At 63.1% G+C, this 22,760-nt stretch carries 22 protein-coding genes; 9 read left to right on the top strand and 13 right to left on the bottom strand.

Features of this window, described 5'->3' with window-relative positions; translation table 11 throughout:
* Positions 1 to 205: 205 nt before the first annotated feature.
* The 10 genes from ada to ACEN42_RS00545 all read right to left on the bottom strand — a co-directional run bounded on the left by ada (position 206) and on the right by ACEN42_RS00545 (position 10,801).
* Positions 206 to 1,288, bottom strand: coding sequence for a bifunctional DNA-binding transcriptional regulator/O6-methylguanine-DNA methyltransferase Ada (gene ada, locus ACEN42_RS00590; RefSeq protein ID WP_035499441.1), 1,083 nt, complete (start codon positions 1,286 to 1,288; stop codon positions 206 to 208).
* 324 nt (positions 1,289 to 1,612) lie between these two features.
* Positions 1,613 to 2,953, bottom strand: a complete 1,341-nt coding sequence (gene hslU / locus ACEN42_RS00585) for an ATP-dependent protease ATPase subunit HslU (RefSeq protein WP_187608128.1) — start codon at positions 2,951 to 2,953, stop codon at positions 1,613 to 1,615.
* Positions 2,954 to 2,965: 12 nt separating this feature from the next.
* Complete coding sequence (gene hslV / locus ACEN42_RS00580) at positions 2,966 to 3,502, bottom strand: ATP-dependent protease subunit HslV (protein WP_187608129.1); 537 nt, start codon at positions 3,500 to 3,502, stop codon at positions 2,966 to 2,968.
* A 374-nt stretch (positions 3,503 to 3,876) separates the two neighbouring features.
* Positions 3,877 to 4,293 carry an RNA polymerase-binding protein DksA gene (gene dksA / locus ACEN42_RS00575; RefSeq protein WP_035499449.1) on the bottom strand — a complete coding sequence of 139 codons (417 nt, stop codon included), beginning with the start codon at positions 4,291 to 4,293 and terminating at the stop codon, positions 3,877 to 3,879.
* Between the two features lie 565 nt (positions 4,294 to 4,858).
* Positions 4,859 to 5,938, bottom strand: a complete 1,080-nt coding sequence (locus ACEN42_RS00570) for a GTP-binding protein (protein ID WP_238209396.1) — start codon at positions 5,936 to 5,938, stop codon at positions 4,859 to 4,861.
* Between the two features lie 121 nt (positions 5,939 to 6,059).
* Positions 6,060 to 7,259: a class I SAM-dependent rRNA methyltransferase gene (locus ACEN42_RS00565; RefSeq protein ID WP_371880413.1), complete on the bottom strand. Its 1,200-nt coding sequence runs from the start codon at positions 7,257 to 7,259 to the stop codon at positions 6,060 to 6,062.
* A 37-nt stretch (positions 7,260 to 7,296) separates the two neighbouring features.
* Positions 7,297 to 8,256 (bottom strand): tyrosine recombinase XerC, encoded by a 960-nt coding sequence (gene xerC, locus ACEN42_RS00560; protein ID WP_250482820.1) that lies wholly within the window; start codon positions 8,254 to 8,256, stop codon positions 7,297 to 7,299.
* A gap of 2 nt (positions 8,257 to 8,258) precedes the next feature.
* A complete protein-coding gene (locus tag ACEN42_RS00555; protein ID WP_035499455.1) occupies positions 8,259 to 8,978 on the bottom strand; it encodes a DUF484 family protein in 720 nt (239 codons plus the stop codon).
* Positions 8,979 to 8,993: 15 nt separating this feature from the next.
* Positions 8,994 to 9,866 carry a diaminopimelate epimerase gene (gene dapF / locus ACEN42_RS00550; protein WP_371880412.1) on the bottom strand — a complete coding sequence of 291 codons (873 nt, stop codon included), beginning with the start codon at positions 9,864 to 9,866 and terminating at the stop codon, positions 8,994 to 8,996.
* Between the two features lie 50 nt (positions 9,867 to 9,916).
* Entirely contained in the window at positions 9,917 to 10,801 is an 885-nt protein-coding gene (locus ACEN42_RS00545) for a lipid A biosynthesis lauroyl acyltransferase (RefSeq protein ID WP_238209402.1), read from the bottom strand.
* Between the two features lie 276 nt (positions 10,802 to 11,077).
* Between ACEN42_RS00545 and metK the strand changes: the two genes are divergently transcribed.
* A complete protein-coding gene (metK, locus tag ACEN42_RS00540) occupies positions 11,078 to 12,265 on the top strand; it encodes a methionine adenosyltransferase (protein ID WP_106853978.1) in 1,188 nt (395 codons plus the stop codon).
* Positions 12,266 to 12,390: 125 nt separating this feature from the next.
* On the top strand, positions 12,391 to 13,506 hold the full coding sequence (locus ACEN42_RS00535) for an alkene reductase (protein ID WP_371880411.1): 1,116 nt from the start codon (positions 12,391 to 12,393) through the stop codon (positions 13,504 to 13,506).
* Between the two features lie 5 nt (positions 13,507 to 13,511).
* Here ACEN42_RS00535 and ACEN42_RS00530 read toward each other — a convergent pair whose 3' ends face one another.
* A complete protein-coding gene (locus tag ACEN42_RS00530; RefSeq protein ID WP_187608136.1) occupies positions 13,512 to 13,862 on the bottom strand; it encodes a hypothetical protein in 351 nt (116 codons plus the stop codon).
* Between the two features lie 313 nt (positions 13,863 to 14,175).
* Between ACEN42_RS00530 and ACEN42_RS00525 the strand changes: the two genes are divergently transcribed.
* Positions 14,176 to 14,952 carry a phytanoyl-CoA dioxygenase family protein gene (locus ACEN42_RS00525; RefSeq protein ID WP_187608137.1) on the top strand — a complete coding sequence of 259 codons (777 nt, stop codon included), beginning with the start codon at positions 14,176 to 14,178 and terminating at the stop codon, positions 14,950 to 14,952.
* 3 nt (positions 14,953 to 14,955) lie between these two features.
* On the opposite strand, the gene ACEN42_RS00520 is transcribed toward ACEN42_RS00525, so the two are convergent.
* Together ACEN42_RS00520 and ACEN42_RS00515 are read right to left on the bottom strand one after the other, a co-directional pair.
* Entirely contained in the window at positions 14,956 to 15,159 is a 204-nt protein-coding gene (locus ACEN42_RS00520; RefSeq protein ID WP_035499468.1) for a DUF3185 family protein, read from the bottom strand.
* Positions 15,160 to 15,223: 64 nt separating this feature from the next.
* On the bottom strand, positions 15,224 to 16,021 hold the full coding sequence (locus tag ACEN42_RS00515) for a mechanosensitive ion channel family protein (protein ID WP_035499470.1): 798 nt from the start codon (positions 16,019 to 16,021) through the stop codon (positions 15,224 to 15,226).
* Between the two features lie 221 nt (positions 16,022 to 16,242).
* On the opposite strand from ACEN42_RS00515, the gene mgrA reads away from it, so the two are divergent.
* The 6 genes from mgrA to ACEN42_RS00485 all read left to right on the top strand — a co-directional run bounded on the left by mgrA (position 16,243) and on the right by ACEN42_RS00485 (position 22,709).
* Positions 16,243 to 17,286 (top strand): L-glyceraldehyde 3-phosphate reductase, encoded by a 1,044-nt coding sequence (gene mgrA, locus ACEN42_RS00510; protein ID WP_238209406.1) that lies wholly within the window; start codon positions 16,243 to 16,245, stop codon positions 17,284 to 17,286.
* A 483-nt stretch (positions 17,287 to 17,769) separates the two neighbouring features.
* A complete protein-coding gene (locus tag ACEN42_RS00505) occupies positions 17,770 to 18,540 on the top strand; it encodes a ferredoxin--NADP reductase (RefSeq protein ID WP_371880410.1) in 771 nt (256 codons plus the stop codon).
* A 332-nt stretch (positions 18,541 to 18,872) separates the two neighbouring features.
* Positions 18,873 to 19,745 (top strand): sensor histidine kinase, encoded by an 873-nt coding sequence (locus ACEN42_RS00500; RefSeq protein ID WP_371880409.1) that lies wholly within the window; start codon positions 18,873 to 18,875, stop codon positions 19,743 to 19,745.
* A gap of 11 nt (positions 19,746 to 19,756) precedes the next feature.
* The gene (gene rqpR / locus ACEN42_RS00495) at positions 19,757 to 20,410 is read left to right on the top strand and encodes a response regulator transcription factor RqpR (RefSeq protein WP_238285897.1); all 654 of its coding nucleotides are present in this window, start codon (positions 19,757 to 19,759) and stop codon (positions 20,408 to 20,410) included.
* 146 nt (positions 20,411 to 20,556) lie between these two features.
* Entirely contained in the window at positions 20,557 to 22,011 is a 1,455-nt protein-coding gene (locus ACEN42_RS00490) for an amino acid permease (protein WP_371880408.1), read from the top strand.
* A 221-nt stretch (positions 22,012 to 22,232) separates the two neighbouring features.
* Positions 22,233 to 22,709 (top strand): (2Fe-2S)-binding protein, encoded by a 477-nt coding sequence (locus tag ACEN42_RS00485; RefSeq protein ID WP_187608142.1) that lies wholly within the window; start codon positions 22,233 to 22,235, stop codon positions 22,707 to 22,709.
* The last annotated feature ends 51 nt before the right edge of the window (positions 22,710 to 22,760 follow it).

Here is a 22,760-nt window from a genome sequence, read left to right as displayed (position 1 = left end):
GCGAGGAGCGCGAGCGCGAGCGGCGTGCGCCCGATCGTATTTTTAGGGTAGCGGGCACTTTAACATCTCGGTGTCAGGCGTGCTTGAACCCAGACCAGGCAAGGGATTGCGGGGTTTTCGGGCGTTTCGCGGAGTGCGTTCCGGAGCCGGTTCGCGAGAGAAATCGAAGCGCTCGCGCGTCATGCCGACGGCGAGCGCCCGTGCTTCATGCGACCTTGTTGGTTTCGTTGCGAGTGCGCTCGGTTTCGAGCAAGGCTTCCTTGCGCGGCTTGCCCCAGCGATAGCCCGAGATCGCGCCGTCCTTGCCGATCACGCGATGGCACGGAATCGCGAGCGCCACCGGATTCGACCCGCACGCATTCGCCACCGCCCGCACCGCGCGCGGCGAACCGAGCGATTCGGCGATATCGCTGTAACTGCGCGTCTGCCCGTACGGGATGGAGCGCAGCGCGTCCCACACGCGCCGCTGAAACGCGGTCGCGCCGATGTCGAGCGGCAAGTCGAATCGCTCGCGCGTGCCTTGCAGATAAGCGCGAATCTGCGCGATGAACGGCTCCATTTTCGCGGCATCCTCGACGCGCTCGGCCTGGGCAAAGTCGGCGGCGAGTTGTTCGGCGAGCGTGTTCGCATCGTCGCCGAATGCGATCTTGCAGACGCCCTTGTCGGTGGCGGCGACGAGCACCGTGCCGAGCGGCGTCGTGGCGGTCGCGTAGCGCACGGTCAGTCCCGCGCCCTTGCGCTTGTACGCCGACGGCGTCATGCCCAGTTCGGTCGGCACCGCTTCATACATGCGCGATGGCGATCCGAAGCCAGCGTCGTGAGTTGCGCGCGTGACGTCGCGGCCGCGCTGCAACGCGTCGCGCAGCACGCCCGCGCGTTGCGCCGCCTGATACTGCCGCGGCGAAATGCCGACGATCCGCGAAAACAGGCGCTGCAGATGGAACGGGCTCACGTGCACGGCGTCGCTCAGTTGCGCGAGTGTGACGCGCTGCTGCGGATCGGCGTCGAGCACCTTGCACGCGCGCTCGACGATCGCCAGTTCGCGCGGCAGGCTCGTCGGCTGGCAGCGCTTGCACGCGCGGTATCCGGCTGCTTCGGCTGCGTCTGTAGTCGGGAAGAATTCGACGTTTTCGCGACGCGGCGCACGCGACGCGCACGATGGCCGGCAAAACACGCCGGTCGTGCGCACGGCGAAGAAGAAGGCGCCGTCGGCGCGCTCGTCCCGATCGACGACCGCCTGCCAGCGGCATTCATCGGACGAAAAGACAGAATCTGCTACGGTTTTCATGACGACCTCGATGGCTCTTGGGTACGGGACCACTGTAGAGCCGTGCAGATGAGGTTACGCGCCGTTTCTTGCTCTGTCATCGGCGGGCGGAATCCGAAAAATGACGCGCAGATACCACAAATGGAAGCTATAGGGGTTTTTACCGAAATTTCTATTGCGTCGCATCAAGTGCCTGTGTATTATTGGAACTGTCTCCTCCATGTCTCCTCCTGATATGGATTCAGCCCGCCAACTAGGCGGGCTTTTTTTCGTCCGTTGCATTTGCGTCAGACGAAAAAAACCGGGCTCTTCAGCCCGGCTCTTTCCTGGACAACGCCGCCGCCGTTACAGCACGTAGCGCGACAAGTCCTCGTCCTGCGCCACATCGCCGAGCGCGCGGTCCACGTAAGCCGCATCGATCCGCACCGGCTGGCCCGCATGATTGCCCGCCGCGAACGACACTTCCTCCAGCAGCTTTTCGATGACGGTATAAAGCCGCCGAGCGCCGATGTTCTCGGTCTTTTCGTTCACCGAGTACGCAATCTCCGCGAGACGCCGGATGCCTTCGTCGGTGAAATCGAGTTCGACGTCTTCGGTCGCGAGCAGCGCCTTGTACTGCTTGACGAGGCTCGCGTCGGTCGAATTCAGAATCGACTCGAAGTCCCCGACGGAGAGCGAATCCAGTTCGACGCGAATCGGGAAACGCCCTTGCAGCTCGGGAATCAGATCGCTCGGCTTGGCGAGATGGAACGCACCGCTCGCGATGAACAGGATGTGATCCGTCTTGATCATCCCGTACTTCGTGTTGATGGTCGTGCCTTCGACGAGCGGCAGCAGGTCGCGCTGCACGCCCGCGCGCGACACCTCGGCGCCGCCCGCCTCGCTGCGCGACGCGATCTTGTCGATTTCATCGAGGAACACGATGCCGTTCTGCTCGACGTTCTGCACCGCCTTGCTCTTGACCTCTTCGTCGTTGAGCATCTTGCCGGCTTCTTCATCCGTGAGGAGCTTGAGCGCTTCCTTCACCTTCACCTTGCGCCGCGTCTTCTTGCCGCCGCCGATGTTCGCGAACATCGAGCGGATCTGCTCGGTCATGTCTTCCATGCCCGGCGGCCCCATGATGTCCATCCCGACTTGCGGCATTTCCACATCGAGCTCGATTTCCTTGTCATCGAGTGCGCCTTCGCGCAGGCGCTTGCGGAAGGTCTGACGCGTGGCGTTGTCGCCCTCGCTGCTCGACGACTCGGCCGCGCCGAAGCCGACCGGACGCGCGCTCGGCAAGAGGATGTCGAGAATGCGGTCTTCGGCGCGATCTTCCGCCTTGGTACGCACCTTCTTCATCTCGGATTCACGCGTCTGCTTGACGGAAATCTCGATCAGATCGCGCACGATGCTGTCCACATCGCGCCCAACGTAGCCCACTTCGGTGAACTTGGTCGCTTCGATCTTGATGAACGGCGCATCCGCGAGCTTGGCGAGACGGCGCGCGATCTCGGTCTTGCCGACGCCCGTCGGCCCGATCATCAGGATGTTCTTCGGCGTGATTTCCTGGCGCAGCGGCTCGGCGACCTGCTGACGGCGCCAGCGGTTGCGCAACGCGACGGCAACCGCCTTCTTCGCGCGTCCTTGGCCGATGATGTGCTTGTCGAGTTCGGAGACGATTTCGGAGGGAGTCATGGTGGTCATCGCTTGGGTCCTTTATTCGATCGTCTCGATGACGCGGTTGTGATTGGTGTAGATGCACATGTCGCCGGCGATGGTGAGCGCCTTTTCGACGACTTCGCGCGGCGCGAGATCCGTATTCTCGACGAGCGCCTGCGCCGCGGCTTGCGCGTATGCGCCGCCCGAGCCGATCGCGGCGATGCCGTGTTCCGGGTCGAGCACGTCGCCATTGCCGGTGATGACGAGCGTCGTGTCCTTGTCGGCCGTGATCAGCATCGCTTCGAGCCGGCGCAGCATGCGGTCGGTGCGCCAGTCCTTCGCCAGTTCGACGGCGGCGCGCGTCAAATTGCCCTGATGTTTCTCGAGCTTCGCTTCGAATCGATCGAGCAGCGAGAACGCGTCGGCGGTGCCGCCGGCGAAGCCGACCAGCACCTTGCCGCCATAGATGCGGCGCACTTTCTTCGCGCCCCCTTTCATGACGATGTTGCCGAGCGTCACCTGACCATCGCCGCCCAGCGCGACCTTGCCGTCGCGGCGCACGGAGACGATGGTCGTGCCGTGAAATTGTTCCATGTGCGTTCCTTGTGAAAACCAGAAGGACGCGGGGCGGTTTCGTCGTCGAGCGACCGGCCGCCGCGCAGTCGAGAATTCGATGGAGTGCACGGCGCGGGGTTCCGTCCAGGCTCGAGGCCTCGGGCGGACGGCGCCGCGCGCGCGCCCGTCGCGATGATGCTTTTGCGGGGCGCGTCGAAAGCATTTTAGGGCGGCGCGAGATTTATCAAGACATACGGTGCCGGCGCTCGCCGTTTTTACCTGTCGGAAAGCAAAAAAGGGCACCCGTTCGATGGGTGCCCTTTTCCTGATGCGAATGCTTATGTGCAGCTTTTTGCGGCGGCGTCTTCCCCGTGGCGGGCCGGTCCCGCGACGCTCGCCTGCCAACGGCGATTTCAGTCGCCGAAAAGCTTCTGGCGCAGTTCGCGGCGTTCCTGAGCTTCGAGCGAGAGCGTGGCCGTCGGACGCGCGAGCAGGCGCGGAATGCCGATCGGTTCGCCGGTCTCTTCGCACCAGCCGTAATCGCCCGAATCGATGCGCGCGAGCGACTGCTGCACCTTCTTCAGAAGCTTGCGTTCGCGATCACGCGTGCGCAGTTCCAGTGCATGTTCTTCCTCGATGGTCGCGCGATCCGCCGGGTCCGGCACGATCACCGTTTCCCGCAGATTTTCGGTCGTCTGGCCGGCATTCTTCAGAATGTCCGCTTGTAACTGCTCGAGCCGGTTTTTGAAGAAGGCGAGTTGATCCTCGTTCATGTAGTCCTTCTCGCTCATCTTCAGGATTTCGGCTTCGGTCAAGAGTTTCGTTGTCATCTGCTTGCTTCTTCAATGTAAGGCGATGTCTTCGCAACGCCCGCACTTGCGTTGCCCGCATGCAGCGCATCAGTGCGCTTGGGCTGCGCGATGCGCCGATGCGGGGCCGAACTCCTCTGGAAACCGATCTTGGATGATGCTCCGGATGTCCGGGCGCATTCGCATGGCCCGGGATTTCCGGCCCCGGTGCTTTGTCTTGATTTGCCTTCCCCCGGCAAATCGAGGCATCGTCCCGACGGGACATCCCTTCTCCTGACTTCCGCCGAGCGAGCGTTTGATAGACGCACATCCGGCGAAACTGCCCTTCTCCAGTGGGGCTGTATTGTAACTGAACCGCAAATTCCGACGATAACGAGGAAAACCCTGTCAATTCGCGACGGAATTTCAAAAATATAACGCCTGGACGTGCAAAAAGCGATGTCGGTTCGTGGCCGCGACTACATACGCGCATCGAAAGTCAATCGTGAAAAACGCCGCACGCGAGGCATTCGCGTGCGGCGTTTTATTTCGATGCCCGTTTTTCGCCCCGCGTGAATTGCTCGATCCAAGCGAGATACGTGCCGGATTACTTCACGAGGCAGGCGTCGAGACCGTCGGTGATCAGATCCTGCGGCAGCTCGATGCCGATGAACACCATCTTGCTGTTCTTCTTCTCGATCGGCATCCACTTGCCGGCGAGGTCGCTGCCCATCATCTGATGCACGCCCTGGAACACGACCTTGCGATCGACGCCCTTCATATACAGCACGCCCTTGTAGCGCAGCAGGCGCTCGCCATAAATCTGCAGAATGCCGCCGAGGAAGTCTTCGAGGCGGTTCGGATCGAACGGCTTGTCGCTGCGGTACACGAACGACTTGATCTTGTCGTCGTGGTGCGCGTGATGGTGATGATGATGCCCGTGTTCGTGATCGTGGCTGTGATCGTGGCCGCAGGTCGAATGATCGTGATCGTCGTCATGCGCGTGGTCGTGCGCGTGATCATGATCGTGGTCGTCTTCCGCGAGGAAGTCCGGATCGATTTCGAGCTTCGAATTCAGATTGAAGCCGCGCAGATCGAAGATTTCCTTGATGTCGGCGTCGCCGAAATTCACGACCTTGATCGCCGCGCGCGGGTTCATGTGCAGCAGTCGATGCTTCAGCGCTTCGAGCTCGTCCGCCGACACGAGATCGGACTTCGTGACGAACAGGCGATCTGCGAAACCGACCTGACGCTGCACGACTTCGTGCTGATCGAGCTGCGAATTCGCGTGCTTCGCGTCGACGAGCGTGATGATCGCGTCGAGCAGGAATTCGTCGGCGACGGTGTTGTCCATGAAGAACGTCTGCGCGACCGGACCCGGATTCGCGAGGCCGGTGGTCTCGATCACGACGCGGTCGAAATCGAGCGTGCCCGCCTTCTTGCGGTTGGCGAGATCTTCGAGCGCGCGCGCCAGATCGCCGCGAATCGTGCAGCAGATGCAGCCGTTGCTCATCTGGATGATCTGCTCGTTCGTTTCCTGCACGAGAATTTCGTTGTCGATATTCTCTTCGCCGAATTCGTTCTCGATCACGGCGATCTTCATGCCGTGCTGCTCGTTCAGGATGCGTTTGAGCAGCGTGGTTTTGCCGCTGCCCAGAAAGCCGGTCAGGATGGTTACGGGGATCATGGTGTCGCCTGTGTCCTTGTCTGTAATACGTAGATCGCACTGAATCGGCTATTGAAACATATTTGTCAAGCCGACGCTTCCGTGCTCCGCGCGGCAGTGCATCGCGCGCAGATTAGGCCGATCAGGCGATTTGCAACAGCAGCCCTTTCAGGTATTCGCCTTCCGGAAACGCCGTCAGCAGCGGATGATCGACGCCCGCGCCCAGCCGTTTCAGGATCCGCGCATCGACGCGCGCGTCGGCGGCCGCGCCCGCGACGATCTTCTGGAACAGATCCGCATCGATCGCGCCGGAGCATGAATACGTGAAGAGCAGTCCGCCCGGACGCAGCAACTTGAAGCCGCTCAGGTTGATGTCCTTGTACGCGCGCGCGGCGCGATCGACGGTTTCCTTCGACGGCGCGAACTTCGGCGGATCGAGCACGATCAGGTCGAAGCGCTGACCTTCGTCGTAGAGACGGCGCAGCGTTTTGAACGCGTCGGCGTCGAGCCATTCGGCTTTTTCCGCGTCGAAGCCGTTCGCCGTGACGTTTGCGCGTGCGAGCGCGAGCGCTTCGCCGGACGAGTCGACGGAAACTACGCGCGTCGCCCCGCCTTTCAGCGCGGCAAGCGAAAAGCCGCCGGTATAGCAAAAGCAGTTCAGCACTTCGCGGCCTTGCGCGTTCTGCGCGACGAGCACGCGGTTGTCGCGCTGATCGACATAGAAGCCCGTCTTGTGGCCGTTACGCACGTCGACGTGATAGCGCACGCCGCATTCGTTCGTGATGAGCGTCTCGGGCGGCGCTTCGCCGGCGAGCACGCCGGTCGTCTGTTCGAGGCCTTCCTTCTGGCGGATCGACACGTCCGAGCGCTCGTAGACATTCGGGCAGCCGGTTGCCGCGATCAGCGCCTGCACGATCGCTTCCTTCCACGACTCGACGCCCGTCGCCATGAACTGGCAGACGAGCTGCGCGTGCGAACCGACGTCCGCGACGTAGTAATCGACGATCAATCCCGGCAAGCCGTCCGCTTCGCCGAAGATGAGGCGCGTGGCGCCGGTGTCCTTCACCATCGTCTGACGATGCCCGACGGCGCGCTGCACGCGGCGCTTGAAGAACGCGTGATCGACAGGTTCGCTTTCGTCGAACGTCCAGACGCGCGCGCGAATCTGCGAGTGCGGGCTGTACGACGCGCGCGCGAGAAAGCGCCCGTCGGCGGCGCGCACGGTGACGGAGGCGCCAGGCGCGGGATTGCCGTCGATGCGCGCGATGGCGTTCGCGTAGATCCACGGATGGCGGCGGACGAGCGATCTGTCCTTCGCCGGTTTGAGCGTGATGGTGTTCATTGCAGTGACAAGTGCAGCGCGCGGGGCGCTGTCGGGATCAATCGCGCTTCTTTGCGCGCGGGTGCGCCGCATCGTAGACGCGGGCGAGATGCTGAAAATCGAGCGACGTATAAATCTGCGTGGCCGTGATGCTCGCGTGGCCGAGCAGTTCCTGCACCGCGCGCAGATCGCCGCTCGATTGCAGGACATGGGTGGCGAAGGAATGCCGCAGCACGTGCGGATGCACGTTCGACGGGATGCCGGCCTGCAACGCGAGCCGCTTCACGCGCTCGCGCACCACGCCGGGCGACATGCGATTGCCGCGCACCGAGACAAAGAGCGCGTGCGGATCGAGCTTGACGAACTCGCCGCGCACGGCGATCCACGCGCGCAATGCATCGATCGCCTTGCTGCCGACGGGCACTTTGCGCATGCGCTTTCCCTTGCCCAGAACCGTGACTTCCGCGCTCTCCAGATCGATCCAGCCCTCGGACGTGTGTTCCTTGGTATCGACGTGACGCACGTCCAGCCCGACGAGCTCGGCGAGCCGCAAGCCCGACGAGTAGAAGAGTTCGAGAATGGCGTGATCGCGCAGCGCTTCGGTCGTGCCGGCTTGCGGCGCGTCCATGAGCCTCATGGCGTCATCGACGGAAAGTGCCTTCGGCAGCGTCTTGTCGCGTTTCGGGGCGCGCACGGTCGCGACGGGATTCGCGGGCATCTCGACGCGCTCGGCGAGCCATCGATAAAACGCGCGCCACGCCGACAGCCGATGCGCGATCGAACGCGACGACAGCCCGCCCGAGTGCGCCCGCACGACCGCGCCGCGAATATCGGCGGTGGTCAGCGATTCCAGCGGACGGCCTTTGGCGAGCGCGCGAAGCTCGCTCAACTCGTGCGTGTAGCCGCGCAGCGTGTGCTCGGACAGATGCCGCTGATGCTCCAGCATCGCGAGATAGTCGGCGATCGCGCCGTCCAGCGGGACTTCCTTCGGAGCGTCGGCGGCGGCGTCGGCGTTCATGTTCAGTACGGCAGCAAGCGAGACAGCGCGGCGCTCGCCAAGGCGCCGATGTGCGTCAGGAAGTCCGTCGCCATTCCGTCGTGGAAGCGTCGCGGATCGGGCGAGCCCATCACGAGCAGGCCGAAGCTCGGCGCATCCGGTCCGGCTTGCGGATCGCGCAGCGCGATCAGCGACACGGATTCGATCTTGCGGTCGGTGTCGGGCGGGCCGTCGCTCGGCGGGACCGTCGCCGATGCCGAGTTCGCCGCGCCAAGCCACTGCGCCGCCGCGAAACCCGTGTTCGCGCCGCAGTACGGCGCGGCGAGACTGCTCGTGAAAATGCGCACTTCTTCGCCGACCTGACGCGCGAAATCCGCCTGCCGATACGCTTCGTCGATATCCCACACGCGCAGCGCGGCGTGCGGCACGTCGAAGACTTCGCACAGACCCTTGCTGATCGTCGCGGGCAACGCGTACGGATCGCGCTGCGAAATCACGCGCACGGTCCAGCGGTTGAACTTGGTCGAGATGCTGTCGTTCTCGTGGCCGTAGCGCAGCAGCTCGGCGAGACGCCGTTCGAGTTGCTTGTTCTTGTCGCGCAGCATTTCCATCTGGCGTTCCTGAAGCGACACGGCGGCTTTGCCGTGCGGATTCGAAAGCCGGATGGTGCCGAGCAGTTCCGCGTGCTCGGCGAAGAAATCGGGGTTGTCGAGCAGGTAGTCGGCGACTTCGCGTGGATTCATGGTGACGTGTGTGCGTTATACGATGCGATCGAGCTCGATTTCGCCCTCGAAAACGGTCGCTGCGGGCCCCGCCATGAAGAGCGCGGAGGATTCGTCGCGCGCGCCGTTCCAGCTTATCGTGAGCGTGCCGCCATGCGTTTCGACGCGCACTGGCGTGTCGAGCACGCCGCGGCGGATGCCGGCGGCCACGGCCGCGCACGCGCCCGTGCCGCACGCGAGCGTTTCGCCCGCGCCGCGTTCGTAGACGCGCAGTTTCACCGAATGGCGATCGACGATCTGCATGAAGCCCGCGTTGACGCGCTTCGGAAAGCGCGCGTGACGCTCGACGAGCGGGCCTTCGATCAGCACCGGATACGCCTCGACATCGTCGACGATCTGCACCGCGTGCGGATTGCCCATCGATACGACGGAGATCAGGCGCGTCTCACCATTTACTTCGAGCGGCCAGAGCGTATCTTTGCCTTCGTTCCGGCCTTCGAGCCCTTGCGCGTCGAACGGTACGCGCGGCGGATCGAACATCGGCGTGCTCATGTCGACGACGACTTCGCCGTTTTCCTCCATCGTCAGCGTGATGATGCCGTTCTGCACCTGCACGCGCACGGTGGACGCGTCGGTCAGCTGGCGATCGCGCACGAACTTCACGAAGCAGCGCGCGCCGTTGCCGCAGTGCTCGACCTCGCCGCCATCGCAATTGAAGATGCGGTACTTGAAGTCGACGCCGTCGATCGTCGGCTTTTCGACGAGCAGCAACTGATCCGCGCCCACGCCGAAATGGCGGTTCGCGAGCGCGCGCACTTGCTGCGCGGTCAGATCGAGCGCCTGCGTGTAGCCGTCGAGCACGACGAAGTCGTTACCCGCGCCTTGCATCTTGGTGAAATTCAGTTTCATGGCGCTATTGTATGTGACCCGCAAGTGCGGCGTTTCGCACCGCGCACGCCTTAGTAAAAGCTCGGCTCGCCCGGCGGCCGCGTCTTGAAGCGCTTGTGCACCCAGTAGTACTGCTCGGGCATGTGCGGAATCTGCTCTTCCAGGAACGCGTTCATGCGGCGCGCGTCGGCTTCGTCGTCGCCGGTCGGATAGTTGTCCCACGGCTCGAAGATCTTCAGCCGATAACCCTTGTAGTCCGGCAGCACCTCGCCGATGAACGGCACGACCTGCGCCTTGCCCGTCTTGGCGAGCCGGCCGACGGCCGTCAGCGTGCAGGTCGGGACGCCGAAGAACGGCACGAACGTGGAGTTGCGCATGCCGTAGTCCATGTCCGCGCCGAGCATCACGGGCTTGCGGTCGCGCAGCCAGCGCAGCACGATACGCGCGCTGTCGGCGCGGCTCGCCATGTCGGCGCCGAAGCGGGCGCGCTGCGTCTTCGCGAGTTCCTCGATCTGCGGATTCGAAAAAGGCTGATAGAGCGATCCGCATCGCCGATGCAGCGAATAGTTCAGAAAGATCGACCCCGCTTCGATGCCGACGAAGTGCAGGCCGAGAAAGAGCGTGGGCGGCAGATCGGGATCGGTGAGATCGACGGCGCTGTCCACCTGGATCAGCTTTTCGAGCTTTTTCGCCGAGCCGAACCATTGCACGCTGCGCTCGACGTAACTGCGGATCGCGTGCCGGAAGTGCTTCTGCGCGATGTCCTCGCGCTTTTCGTCGGACCACTCCGGAAAGCACAGCTTCAGATTCGTGTGGACGATGCGCTTGCGCCGGCTCGGAATCTGATAGAGCAGCCAGCCGAGGCCGTCGCCGAAACGCGCGGTGATGCCGTAAGGGATGAGCGCCAGAAACTTGAGAAAGCCGATGGCGAGCGCCACGCCGATACGCCCTAGCATGAGCGGCTCCAGCGAGCGATGGGACGACCGCGACGTGCGGATGATTGATGCGTGGCGGGTAGCGACAAAAGCGTTCGGCTCTGTGAAAACAAGGGAAACCGGTATAATAGAACCTTCGCCGAGTTAATGGACAACTTGCGGGGCGAAGCGGGCTGGAGACTTCTGAACTTCTGGAAGTCGCCGGCCTGGAAAGACATCCGCTAAAGCGTCGCCGCTTCAGACTCCAAACGAAGACGGCTACGTGAATATCAACCGTACTCAAATGGAGTCTGAAGCGTGTCAAACGACTATCTCTTTACTTCCGAATCCGTTTCCGAAGGCCACCCGGACAAGGTCGCCGATCAAATCTCCGACGCCATCCTCGACGCCATCTTGTCGCAGGACAAATATTCGCGCGTCGCGGCGGAAACGCTCTGCAACACCGGTCTCGTCGTCCTCGCGGGCGAAATCACGACCAGCGCCAATGTCGATTACATCCAGGTCGCGCGCGACACCATCAAGCGCATCGGTTACGACAACACCGACTTCGGCATCGACTATCGCGGCTGCGCGGTGCTCGTCGCGTATGACAAGCAATCGCCGGATATCGCGCAAGGCGTGAACAAGGCGCACGACGACAACCTCGATCAGGGCGCAGGCGACCAGGGTCTGATGTTCGGTTACGCGTGCGACGAAACGCCCGAACTGATGCCGCTGCCGATCCACCTTTCGCACCGCCTCGTCGAGCGTCAGGCCGATCTCCGCCGCGACGGTCGTCTGCCCTGGCTGCGTCCGGATGCGAAGTCGCAAGTCACCGTGCGTTACGTCGACGGCAAGGCGCATTCCATCGACACCGTCGTGCTTTCCACGCAGCACTCGCCGGACATCGATCTCTCGCAGTTGCGCGAAGCGGTCATCGAGGAAGTCATCAAGCCGACGCTGCCGAAGGAACTCATCAAGGGCGACATCAAGTTCCTGGTGAATCCGACGGGCCGTTTCGTCATCGGCGGTCCGCAAGGCGACTGCGGTCTGACGGGCCGCAAGATCATCGTCGATACGTACGGCGGTGCAGCTCCGCACGGCGGCGGCGCGTTCTCGGGCAAGGATCCGTCGAAGGTCGACCGCTCGGCGGCTTACGCAGGCCGGTATGTCGCGAAGAACATCGTCGCGGCCGGTCTCGCATCGCGCGCGCTGATTCAGGTGTCGTACGCGATCGGCGTCGCGCGTCCGACTTCCGTGATGGTGAATACGTTCGGCACGGGCCGCGTGTCGGATGCCGAGATCACGAAGCTCGTCCAGGAGCACTTCGATCTGCGTCCGAAGGGCATCATCCAGATGCTCGATCTGCTGCGCCCGATCTACGAAAAGACGGCGGCATACGGCCACTTCGGCCGCGAAGAGCCGGAATTCACGTGGGAAGCCGCGGACAAGGCGCTCATCCTGGCGGAAGCGGCGGGCACGGAACCGGTCGCAAGCGTGGCGTAACGCCATTCGTTGAACGGGCGGAACAAGAACCGGCGAGCATCGCGCTCGCCGGTTTTTTTTTGCGCCTTCGCGGCGCGATTTTTGCGTGATCCTGGGGCAATATCACCGCCGCCGATGGAACCGCCATGCCGTACGACACGCTTCTCTCACCTGTCTCCATCGGCAATCTTCAACTGCCGAATCGCGTCGTGATGGCGCCGCTCACGCGCAACCGCGCGTCGCAGCCGGGCGACGTGCCGTCCGAAATGAACGCGCACTATTACGCGCAGCGCGCGAGTGCGGGACTCATCGTCACGGAGGCGACGCAGGTTTCGCGGCAAGGTCAGGGTTACTTCGCGACGCCGGGCATCTATTCGGATGCGCAGGAAGCCGGATGGAAGTCCGTCGTGGGTGCGGTTCACGCGCGGCACGGACGCATCGCGTCGCAATTCTGGCACGTGGGGCGCGTGTCGCATCGATCGCTTCAGGAAGGCGGCGCGCCGCCTGTAGCGCCGTCCGCAATCCGCGCGCGCAATACGCAGGTGTTCGTGAAAAACGATGACGGCTCGTACACCATGACCGACGCCGACGACCCGCGCGCGCTCGAAACCGACGAGCTACCGGGCATCGTGTTGCAGTTCGTCGATGCCGCGCATCGCGCGCAACGCGCCGGTTTCGACATGATCGAGGTGCACGCGGCCAATGGCTATCTGCTGCATCAGTTCATGGCGACGGGCACCAACCGGCGCACGGACGACTATGGCGGCGGCATCGAAAATCGCGTGCGGCTGGTCGTCGATGTGCTGGAGGCGGTGGCCGGCGTGATGGGCGCGAATCGCGTGGGCATTCGCATTTCGCCGAACTTCACAGGATTCGATCTGCAAGACGATGAAGGCGAGGCTTCATCGTTGTATCTGGCGCAGGAGTTGAAGCGCATCGGCATCGCGTACCTGCATCTGGCGGAAGGCGACTGGACCGGCGGCGCGCCGCTTTCGGAAGACTATCGCCGCGCGCTGCGCAAGGCTTATGACGGCGCGATCATCGTGTGCGGCGAGTACACGGCGGAGGAAGCGAACGCGCGCATCGAACAAGGCGATGCCGATGCCGTGGCTTTCGGTCGCGCGTATATCGCCAATCCGGATCTGGTCGAGCGTTTCGCCGCAAACGCGCCGCTCAACACGCCCGACGAGGCGACGTTCTACGGCGGCGGCGAAAAAGGCTACACCGACTATCCCTCACTCGACGACGCCAAATCCGGTTGAGCGCGTCAGCGCGCAGCGAACGCGTACCAGCCGGCGCTGCTCGCCGACACGCGACGCGGACGGCGGCTCGTCAGCGCGGCGGCCTTCGGTTTGGGCGATGGGGCGCGCAACTGCACCGGACGGCGCAGCAGCGCACGCAACGACACCCGGCGCGAAGCAGCGCGCACGCGCAAATTGAAGAAGAAACCACGGAACCACGACCGGATGCCGTCGACCGGATGCACGTTCTTTAATTGCTCGGCAAGCACCTGCGTGCGTGCGGAGTGATGGCGCAACGCGCGGATCATGCCGCGGCGGGCAGGGCGCGCCGCTCGCGAGGCAACGCGAGTCAGGCCAATAGCGATTCGGTGGTTCATGTCAGCGGAAGGTCGGTTGCGTGGAAGCAAACTCGACGATAGTCGTCTCAAAATTAGCGTTCAAGGCTTCGATTCAACGGCGTTTGCTTAGTTGCACCGAAATGACGCGCCCAATGTACAAGACCTTTATTACCCGGGTAAGTCCGCGTTTTCCCTGCCGTTTTATGAAGCGTTTGCTGATAAAAATCAGCCGATGCATTGCCGCACGGGCCTTCGCGCGCTGCCGGATTTACAATCGTCGTATTCGCCCCAATTCTAGGTATAGCGTCGACGGCATGAATAAAATCGAAAGCCGTTGGAGGCAAGAACTGAAATGTCAGATCAAAACGCATTGAAATCGAAAAAGGAACAAGTGCGCGAGTTGCGCGAAAAAGGCTACGTGATCGTGAAGGGGCTCGTCACGAAAGAACGTTGCGACGCGATGCGCGAGGTGGCGCGTCAGCAGCTCGCCGACGCTGCCGCGCCGCTGGAGTTCGAGGCCGATCTGAAATATCCCGGTGCGCCCGATTCGAAGGACGCGCCGGGCGGCCATACGGTGCGGCGTCTTCTGGACGCCTACGTGCGACATCCGCTCTTCGCGGAATTCGCGACATCGCCCGACGTGCGCGGATGGATGGAGCTGTATTTCGGCGAGACGCCGTATCTGTCGCGCGCGCATCACAACTGCATGATGACGAAGCACCCGGCGTACGGCAGCCTGACCGGCTGGCATCGTGATGTGCGCTACTGGGCGTTCGAGCGCGACGATCTGGTGTCCGCGTGGGTCGCGCTCGGCGACGAAACGGTGGATAACGGCGCGCTGTGGTTCGTGCCGACTTCGCACAAGCTGCCGTTCACGTCCGATCGTTTCGACGAAGCCAAGTTCTTCCGCTCCGATCTGCCCGAGAACGCCGCGCTGATCCGCACGGCGGTGTCGCCCGAACTGGAACCGGGCGATGTCGTCTTCTTCCACTGCAACACGTTGCACTCGGCGGGCAAGAATTTGACCGATCAGGTGAAGTTCTCGCTCGTGTTCACGTATCGCGGCGCGAGCAACGTGGCGTTGCCCGGCACGCGCTCGGCATCGAAACCGGAAGTGCCGCTGGTCTGAAGGTCAGCGCTTCGAAGGAATCGCGAGGCCGATCAGCCCCGCGAGCGACGCGACGATCCCGCCCGCGATCAGCCAGATGGTCTTGTTCGTGGGCGAGCCGGTGAAGAAGCGCGCGACGTCGTTGGAGAGCGAATGAAACGACTGGCCGCCGAAATACAGCAGCACGACGCCGCCGACAAGCAGCGCAACGGAAATCGCTCGGGTCATATCGTGTTCTCGTAACTTGAGGGCGCGTCAGGTTAGCGGGTCTGCGCGGGCGCGTCCACTGCGCTCAGGCGGCTTGCGCTTCCTCGCGCGTGTAGGGCTGGATCTTGCGCAGCAAATCGGCCATCACGTACTGATGATCGCTCCTGTTCGTCCACGCGCCGAGGTTGTACTTGACGCCGGTATCCGTGTAATCGGTGACCGCGACCCACGGCGCCGACGGCCCGTCCTGCACGATGCGCGAATCTTCGCTCATCAGGCTGCGCAATTCCGCGAGCACGTGCTCGACCTTCAGCCCATGCTGCGCCTGAAAATTGATGACGACGCGACGGCGATCGTTCGCGCTGTAGTTCGTGATGGCATTCGCCCAGATGAGGCTGTTCGGCACGAACATGACGATGCCGTCGGCTTTCGTGAGGCGCGTCGTGAAGAGTCCGATCTCGTTGACCGTGCCCGCCGTCGTGCCAACGCCTTCGATGTAATCGCCCACGCGAAACGGTCGCAGCAGCAGAAGCATCAGACCGGCCGCGATGTTCTGCAGCGTGCCTTGCAGCGCGAGGCCGATGGCGAGGCCGGCGGCGCCGAGCACGGTCAGGATGCTGGCCGCGGCGATGCCGAATTTGCCGAGCGCCGCGACAATGGCGACGACGCGGATCGCCCACATCGCCAGACTGGCCAGCACCGGCGTGAGCGTGGCGTCCACATTGGTGCGGGCGAGCGCGCGACGCATGGCGTTCGCGACGGTGTTCGAAATCCACCATCCCACTGCGAGAATCAGCAGCGCCAACAAGATGTCGATGCCGTAAGTCACGGCGATGGCGGTGAAGGAATCGTAGGCGGGGCGCAGTCGGTCGATTGAATCCATGGGTCAGGCTCCTTGCAAAAGAATCTGCATTGGTCCGGATTCGCGTTGGATCGTTCCCCTTGCTGACCATCCGGCCGATGCCGAATAACGGGACGTCGCGCGTGCCGTGCGCGCTCAGCCCCGATTGGCTTACCATTGACGCCCTTGGCAGGGCGCGGGCGCGTGCTCGTTTCCTGTCGGTCGCCGTCCGATCAATTAGCAATCCGCAGAGGAAATCCGTCATGGCCTACGAAGCAGCGTCCGAGCGATATACGCAGATGCAATACCGCACCTGCGGCAGGAGCGGGCTGAAACTGCCCGCGTTGTCGCTTGGTTTGTGGCATAACTTCGGCGATACCACACCGATCTCCACGCAACGCGACATTCTTCGCGCCGCGTTCGATCTCGGCGTCACCCATTTCGATCTCGCGAACAACTACGGCCCGCCGTACGGCAGCGCAGAGGCGAACTTCGGGCGCATTTTCAAGGACGACTTCCGGCCGTATCGCGACGAACTGCTGATTTCGTCGAAAGCGGGCTGGGATATGTGGCCCGGTCCGTACGGTCAGGGCGGCGGCTCGCGCAAGTACGTGCTCGCGAGCCTGGATCAGAGCCTGAAGCGCATGGGCCTCGATTACGTCGATATTTTCTACTCGCACCGCTTCGACGCCGATACGCCGCTCGAAGAAACCGCCGGCGCCCTCGCGACCGCCGTGCATTCGGGCAAGGCGCTGTACGTCGGCATCTCGTCGTATTCGGCGACGAAAACGCGTGAAATGGCCAAGCTGCTCGCCGAGCACAAGGTGCCGCTCCTGATCCATCAGCCGTCGTACAACATGCTGAACCGGTGGATCGAGGAAGAACTGCTCGACACGCTCGACGATGTCGGCGCCGGCAGCATCGCGTTCACGCCGCTCGCGCAAGGACTGCTGACGAGCAAATACCTGAACGGCGTGCCGCAGGACGCGCGCGTGAACAAGCCGGGCGGCGGCTCGCTCAAGCAGGAGCATTTGAGCGACGCGAATCTCGCGCACGTGCGCAAGCTCAACGAACTCGCGCAGAAGCGCGGCCAGAGCCTCGCCCAGATGGCGCTCGCGTGGGCGCTGCGCGGCGGGCGCGTGACCTCGGTGCTGATCGGTGCGAGCCGGCCGGAACAGGTCGCGGAGAACGTCGGCGCGCTGAAGAACCTCGAGTTCACGAAGGAAGAGCTCGCGGAGATCGACCAGCACGCGCAGGAAGGCGGCATCAACCTGTGGGAAAAACCTTCGACGGATCAACGCGTCTGACGCGCCGAGCCTTTCGGCAGAAGGGTATTTCGGGATAGGACGGCATCCGTTGCTATCATGCGGGCTCGGCGGCTTGTCGGCAGCGATTGCGATCGCAGCCAATTCAGGCCGCCGTCCGTGCAGCCAGCCGAAAGCGCATTTCTTCAGCACGCACGTTCGCCCACGAGGCGCACGTGCGCGCCTTTGCCGCCGAAACGACGTTCGGACCGCGAAACGACTATCGGGTTAAAATAGCCGATTGCGCCGGGCTGTCTGGTTTTTTGCGCGATCTTCACGCATGGCGCGGCGTGAAACGCTGTCTTCGAATCTCGGGTTTCGGGTCAAATCGGCAACCTTCACCATTCGATCGTCCTGTTCGGGCAGCGCAGCGCCCTCGTAGCGCCCTTTATGTTCGACGCCGGCCCGGCGTGGCATCGGCTGCAATCAGCCGCGAGCGTCAGAGCGTCACCGCTTTCGCACAGTTAGAGCACAGTTCAAGAAGCCATGAGCAACCTTAATTCTCAAACCGTTCTGAGCGTCCATCACTGGACCGACACGCTTTTCAGTTTCACCTGCACCCGCGACAGCTCGTTCCGCTTTGAGAACGGCCAGTTCACGATGGTGGGTCTCGAAGTCGAGGGCAAGCCGCTTCTGCGCGCCTACAGCCTCGCGAGCGCGAACTACGAAGAGCATCTCGAATTTCTGAGCATCAAGGTTCCCGACGGCCCGCTCACCTCGCGCCTGCAACACTTGAAAGTGGGCGATTCGGTGCTGATCGGCAAGAAGCCGACGGGCACGCTCGTCGCCGACAACCTGCTCCCCGGCAGGACGCTGTGGCTCCTGTCGACCGGCACCGGCCTCGCGCCGTTCATGTCGATCATCAAGGATCCGGACGTCTACGACCGCTACGAAAAGATCGTGCTAACGCACACCTGCCGTTTCGTCGATGAACTCGCGTATAAGGATTTCATCACCGAGCACCTTCCGGCGCACGAGCATATCGGCGAAATCGTCTCCGAGAAGCTCGTGTATTACCCGACGGTCACGCGCGAAGAATTCGCGAACCGCGGCCGCATCACCGATCTGATCGAGACGAAGAAGCTGTTCGCGGATCTCGCGCTCGAGCCGTTCTCGATCGAAAACGATCGCGTGATGCTCTGCGGCAGCCCGCACATGCTGCGCGACACCCGCGAGTTGCTCGACTCGATGGGCTTCCAGGAAGGCAGCAACAACCATCCTGGCCACTATGTCGTGGAAAAGGCGTTCGTCGGCTGAGTCGATACGACAGCACGTTCGCAAAGACCGGAGCCTCGCGCTCCGGTTTTTTTTCGCCTGCGCCAAATTCGCCTTGTTACAAATTGGCGGTCGCCAGTAAGTGTTTTTCCTACGCATTAGATGCAGCGAACTTGGTAAACGACATGAAGTTCACCCGTCGAAGCCTTGTCGGACATGGATTTATAATATTTTTGAGATATGATCCGTTTACGCTGAGACGGCGCGCACGACCGTGTAGTCCGTCATCGATGTTACAGAGTGTAAATTCAGTTACGCCTCTCGTGAGTTGGCCGAGGACGTAGCTCCAGTTGCGCTCAACGCGAGGATAGTGAATGAATCCGTCGGCCACGATCACGCTCGATGAGAGCCCGATTCGCCGCGCCCCGCTGCGCGGGGTTCCGTCACCGTTGCCGGAACGCTCCGGCGCGTCGTTTGCCTCTCCGTATTCCGCGCTGATCGACGCCAAGCTCAAGGGCGATCGTCAGATCCAGCGCCTCGCCGCCCGCGTCCAGGAACTCGCCGCGCTGCTCGCCGTCACGGAAGAGCGCGCGCGTCAGGCGCTTGCGCAGGATTTCCATGACGGAACCGGCGCCGCGCTCACCGTCGCCAGTCTCGCGCTCGCGCGCGCCGAGCATCGCCTGCCCACCGACGCGCCCGCCGCGTTCGGCGACGCGCTGCTTCAGGCGCGCGCGGCGCTTGCGGAAGTCTGCGAGACGAGCCATCGCATCGTCGAGGGGCTGCAGACGCCGGCCTTCGACGCGAACTTCGCCGCCACGCTTACCGACTGGATCGCGAGCTTCGGCGCCCGCACGGCGATTTCCGTCGATTTCTCCTGTCCCGACGATGCGCGGCTGGATCGCATGTCGCACGACATGTCGCTCGCGCTCTTTCGCGTGATGCAGGAAGCGCTCGGCAACGTCGCGCGTCACGCGCAGGCCGCGCACACGAGCGTGACCGTTTCGCTCGACGGCCAGGGCGTGACGCTCACCGTCACCGACGACGGCGTCGGCATCAGCGCGGCCGCGCGGCGCAAGAGCGGGCGCTTCGGTCTCTCGGGGATGCGCGCGCGTTGCGAGGCGCTCGGCGGCACTCTGCGCGTCGCGGCGGCGAAGCCCGTCGGCGCATGCGTGCGCGCGCGTCTGCCGTGGTCCGCGGCGCGTCCCGGTCTTTTCACGCTCGGCTCGCTGCACGTGTTCAGCGCCTGAGGCCGCCCGCGATGCTCCGAATTCTGCTCGCCGACGACCACGCCATCGTACGCCGCGGCGTCGCGCAATTGCTGCTGGAACGCGGCGTTGCATCCGAAGTGTCCGAGGCTGAGACCGGCATGCAGGCGCTCGCGCTGGCCGCGCGCCGTCCGCTCGATGTCGCGATGCTCGATATCTCGCTGCCGGACGTCAATGGTATCGACGTGCTCAAGCGTCTCAAGCGCGAAAACCCGCGTTTGCCCGTGCTGATGTTCTCGATGTACCGGGAGGATCAATACGCGGTCCGCGCGCTGAAGGCTGGCGCGTCGGGTTATTTGTCGAAGACGGCGGACCCCGCGCTGATGATCGGCGCGATCCAGCAGGTCGCGGCGGGCCGCAAGTATGTGAGCCCGGAAATGGCCGAAGCGCTCGCGACCTACGTTTCGCTCGACACCGACCGCCTTCCGCACGAAAAGCTGTCGGACCGCGAATATCAGACGCTTTGCATGCTGGCGTCGGGCAAGCGGCTGACCGATATCGCTCTCGCTTTATCGCTGTCAGTTAAAACGGTGAGCGTTTATCGCGCGCGGTTGTTGGAGAAGATGAAGCTCGCCAATAACGCCGAGCTTACGTTCTATGTGATGAGCAACCGTCTCGTCGATATGAACCCGGCGATCGCGGGATAGCTTTATCTTAATCAAGATAAATTTGTAGCAAATCACCGCAACATTGCGTCGCGTGCCCGATAACCGGGCAATCTTCGAGTCTCCGATAAAATGTCGGGTTTTCCCGCAGCCGGGCGCCCGCGCGCGCCAGAAGGAGACTCATCGCAATGTCGTTGTTCCGCAAGAAAAATATCGAGCACATGCTGGCCGGCGCGCACAGCACGTCGCTCAAGAAGACGCTCGGCGCCCTCGATCTCAGTTTTCTCGGGATCGGGGCCATCATCGGCACGGGGATTTTCGTGCTGACCGGCACCGGCGCCGTGCAAGCCGGTCCGGCGCTCATGATTTCGTTCATCGTCGCGGCGATCGCGTGCTGTTTCGCCGCCCTCGCGTACGCCGAATTTTCCTCGACGATTCCCGTCGCCGGCTCCATCTACACCTATTCGTACGCGACGCTCGGCGAACTCGCGGCGTGGATCATCGGCTGGGATCTGATGCTCGAGTACGGGCTCGCGACGTCGGCGGTGTCGGTCGGATGGTCGGGCTATCTGCAATCGCTGCTGTCGGGCTTCGGCATTTCGCTGCCGACGGCCCTGTCCGCCGCGCCCGGCGCGCTGCCCGGCCATGCGACGCTCTTCAATCTTCCCGCGTTTCTCGTGATGATGGCGATCACCGCGCTGCTGTCAGTCGGCGTGAAGGAATCCACGCGCATCAACAACATCATGGTCGCGATCAAGGTGACGGTCGTGCTGCTCGTGATCGCCGTGGGCGTGTTCCATGTCAAGCCGGCGAACTGGCATCCGTTCATGCCGCACGGCTGGTCCGGCGTGTTCGGCGCGGCGGCGGTGATGTTCTTCGCGTTCATCGGCTTCGATTCGGTGTCGTCGGCGGCGGAGGAAGTGAAGAATCCGAAGCGCGATCTGCCGATCGGCATCATCTCGTCGCTCGCGGTGTGCGCGGTGCTGTACGTGGCGGTCGCCGCTGTCGTGACGGGTATCGTGCCGGCAGCGCAGTTCGCGAACAATCCGCATCCGGTCTCGTTCGCGCTTCAAATGGCGGGACAGAACTGGGTCGCGGGCTTCATCGATCTCGGCGCCGTGCTCGGCATGCTCACCGTGATTCTCGTGATGAGCTACGGCCAGACGCGCGTCATCTACGCGATGTCGCGCGACGGCCTTTTGCCCGCGCGGCTGTCGAAGGTGCATCCGCGCTTCGCGACGCCGTTCTTCACGACATGGATCGTCGGCATCTTCTTCGGGCTGATCGGCGCGCTCGTGCCGCTCAACGTGCTCGCCGAACTGGTCAACATCGGCACGCTCGCCGCGTTCTCGATGGTCTCCATCGCCGTGCTGATCCTGCGCCGCACGCATCCGGAACTGCCGCGCGCGTTCCGCTGCCCGGGCGTGCCCGTGGTGCCCGTTCTTGCCGTGGCGTCGTGCCTGTTCCTGATGGCGAATCTTCAGGCGATGACGTGGATCGCGTTCGCGGTGTGGCTGGTGATCGGCCTCGCGATCTACTTCGCGTACTCGCGCCGTCACTCCGTGCTCGGACGCGCGCCGCTCGAAGCGCCGCACGCCGCCGCCTCCGCCACGCAGAAGAAGCGTGAAACCGTGACGCACTGAGCGTCGTCGTTCCTCGCGAAAGCGCCGCCCGAGAGGCGGCGCTTTGCTTTTGCGGCCGAGTTTCCGTGAATATGGGACGGACGTTCGCGCCGATAGCGAGGCCCGCCGATTTGTGTTTTACTCGATGTCACAAACACATAACACCAAATCCGGCTGAACGCTCACGGCGGCAGTAGGCGGTGCGTGGCGTGAAGCTGGTCATCCCCTAGGAGACAGTGAAAATGGCGCTCAGCATCAGCCTGACGGTCAACGGGAAATCCGTGACCGCCACCGTCGAACCGCATCTGCTTCTCGTCCAGTTTCTCCGCGATCAACTCAGGCTCACCGGCACGCATATCGGCTGCGACACCGCGCAGTGCGGCGCGTGCACCGTTCATCTCGACGGCCGCGCGATCAAGTCGTGCAACATCCTCGCCGCGCAGGCGGACGGCATGAGCGTGACAACCATCGAAGGCATGGCGAAAGACGGCCAGCTTCATCCGATGCAGGCGGCCTTCAAGGAATGTCACGGTTTGCAGTGCGGCTTCTGTACCCCCGGCATGGTGATGAGCGCGTGCGCACTCGCCACGCAATCGCCCGATCTTTCCGAGGAAGACGTGCGCGAACAGCTCGACGGCAATCTGTGTCGCTGCACGGGGTATCACAACATCGTGAAAGCGGTTCTCCAGGGCGCGCAGGCGATGAAATCCAGCGCCTAACGCCACCCAGACTCCCTCCCGAAAACGATGAATCGCGCCTTGAACAGGAGA

It is taken from the genome of Caballeronia sp. S22, assembly GCF_964261745.1.
GTDB classification, from domain to species: Bacteria; Pseudomonadota; Gammaproteobacteria; order Burkholderiales; family Burkholderiaceae; genus Caballeronia; species Caballeronia jiangsuensis.
Note: the sequence above shows the minus strand (reverse complement) of the source record. Positions and strands in the feature narration are given on the sequence as shown.

Bases quoted from the DNA above. Each gene is read 5' to 3' on its own strand.
- ada (WP_035499441.1), bottom strand. From the start codon at position 1,288: ATGAAAACCGTAGCAGATTCTGTCTTTTCGTCCGATGAATGCCGCTGG.
- hslU (WP_187608128.1), bottom strand. From the start codon at position 2,953: ATGACCACCATGACTCCCTCCGAAATCGTCTCCGAACTCGACAAGCAC.
- hslV (WP_187608129.1), bottom strand. From the start codon at position 3,502: ATGGAACAATTTCACGGCACGACCATCGTCTCCGTGCGCCGCGACGGC.
- dksA (WP_035499449.1), bottom strand. From the start codon at position 4,293: ATGACAACGAAACTCTTGACCGAAGCCGAAATCCTGAAGATGAGCGAG.
- ACEN42_RS00570 (WP_238209396.1), bottom strand. From the start codon at position 5,938: ATGATCCCCGTAACCATCCTGACCGGCTTTCTGGGCAGCGGCAAAACC.
- ACEN42_RS00565 (WP_371880413.1), bottom strand. From the start codon at position 7,259: ATGAACACCATCACGCTCAAACCGGCGAAGGACAGATCGCTCGTCCGC.
- xerC (WP_250482820.1), bottom strand. From the start codon at position 8,256: ATGAACGCCGACGCCGCCGCCGACGCTCCGAAGGAAGTCCCGCTGGAC.
- ACEN42_RS00555 (WP_035499455.1), bottom strand. From the start codon at position 8,978: ATGAATCCACGCGAAGTCGCCGACTACCTGCTCGACAACCCCGATTTC.
- dapF (WP_371880412.1), bottom strand. From the start codon at position 9,866: ATGAAACTGAATTTCACCAAGATGCAAGGCGCGGGTAACGACTTCGTC.
- ACEN42_RS00545 (WP_238209402.1), bottom strand. From the start codon at position 10,801: ATGCTAGGGCGTATCGGCGTGGCGCTCGCCATCGGCTTTCTCAAGTTT.
- ACEN42_RS00535 (WP_371880411.1), top strand. From the start codon at position 12,391: ATGCCGTACGACACGCTTCTCTCACCTGTCTCCATCGGCAATCTTCAA.
- ACEN42_RS00530 (WP_187608136.1), bottom strand. From the start codon at position 13,862: ATGAACCACCGAATCGCTATTGGCCTGACTCGCGTTGCCTCGCGAGCG.
- ACEN42_RS00525 (WP_187608137.1), top strand. From the start codon at position 14,176: ATGTCAGATCAAAACGCATTGAAATCGAAAAAGGAACAAGTGCGCGAG.
- ACEN42_RS00520 (WP_035499468.1), bottom strand. From the start codon at position 15,159: ATGACCCGAGCGATTTCCGTTGCGCTGCTTGTCGGCGGCGTCGTGCTG.
- ACEN42_RS00515 (WP_035499470.1), bottom strand. From the start codon at position 16,021: ATGGATTCAATCGACCGACTGCGCCCCGCCTACGATTCCTTCACCGCC.
- mgrA (WP_238209406.1), top strand. From the start codon at position 16,243: ATGGCCTACGAAGCAGCGTCCGAGCGATATACGCAGATGCAATACCGC.
- ACEN42_RS00505 (WP_371880410.1), top strand. From the start codon at position 17,770: ATGAGCAACCTTAATTCTCAAACCGTTCTGAGCGTCCATCACTGGACC.
- ACEN42_RS00500 (WP_371880409.1), top strand. From the start codon at position 18,873: ATGAATCCGTCGGCCACGATCACGCTCGATGAGAGCCCGATTCGCCGC.
- rqpR (WP_238285897.1), top strand. From the start codon at position 19,757: ATGCTCCGAATTCTGCTCGCCGACGACCACGCCATCGTACGCCGCGGC.
- ACEN42_RS00490 (WP_371880408.1), top strand. From the start codon at position 20,557: ATGTCGTTGTTCCGCAAGAAAAATATCGAGCACATGCTGGCCGGCGCG.
- ACEN42_RS00485 (WP_187608142.1), top strand. From the start codon at position 22,233: ATGGCGCTCAGCATCAGCCTGACGGTCAACGGGAAATCCGTGACCGCC.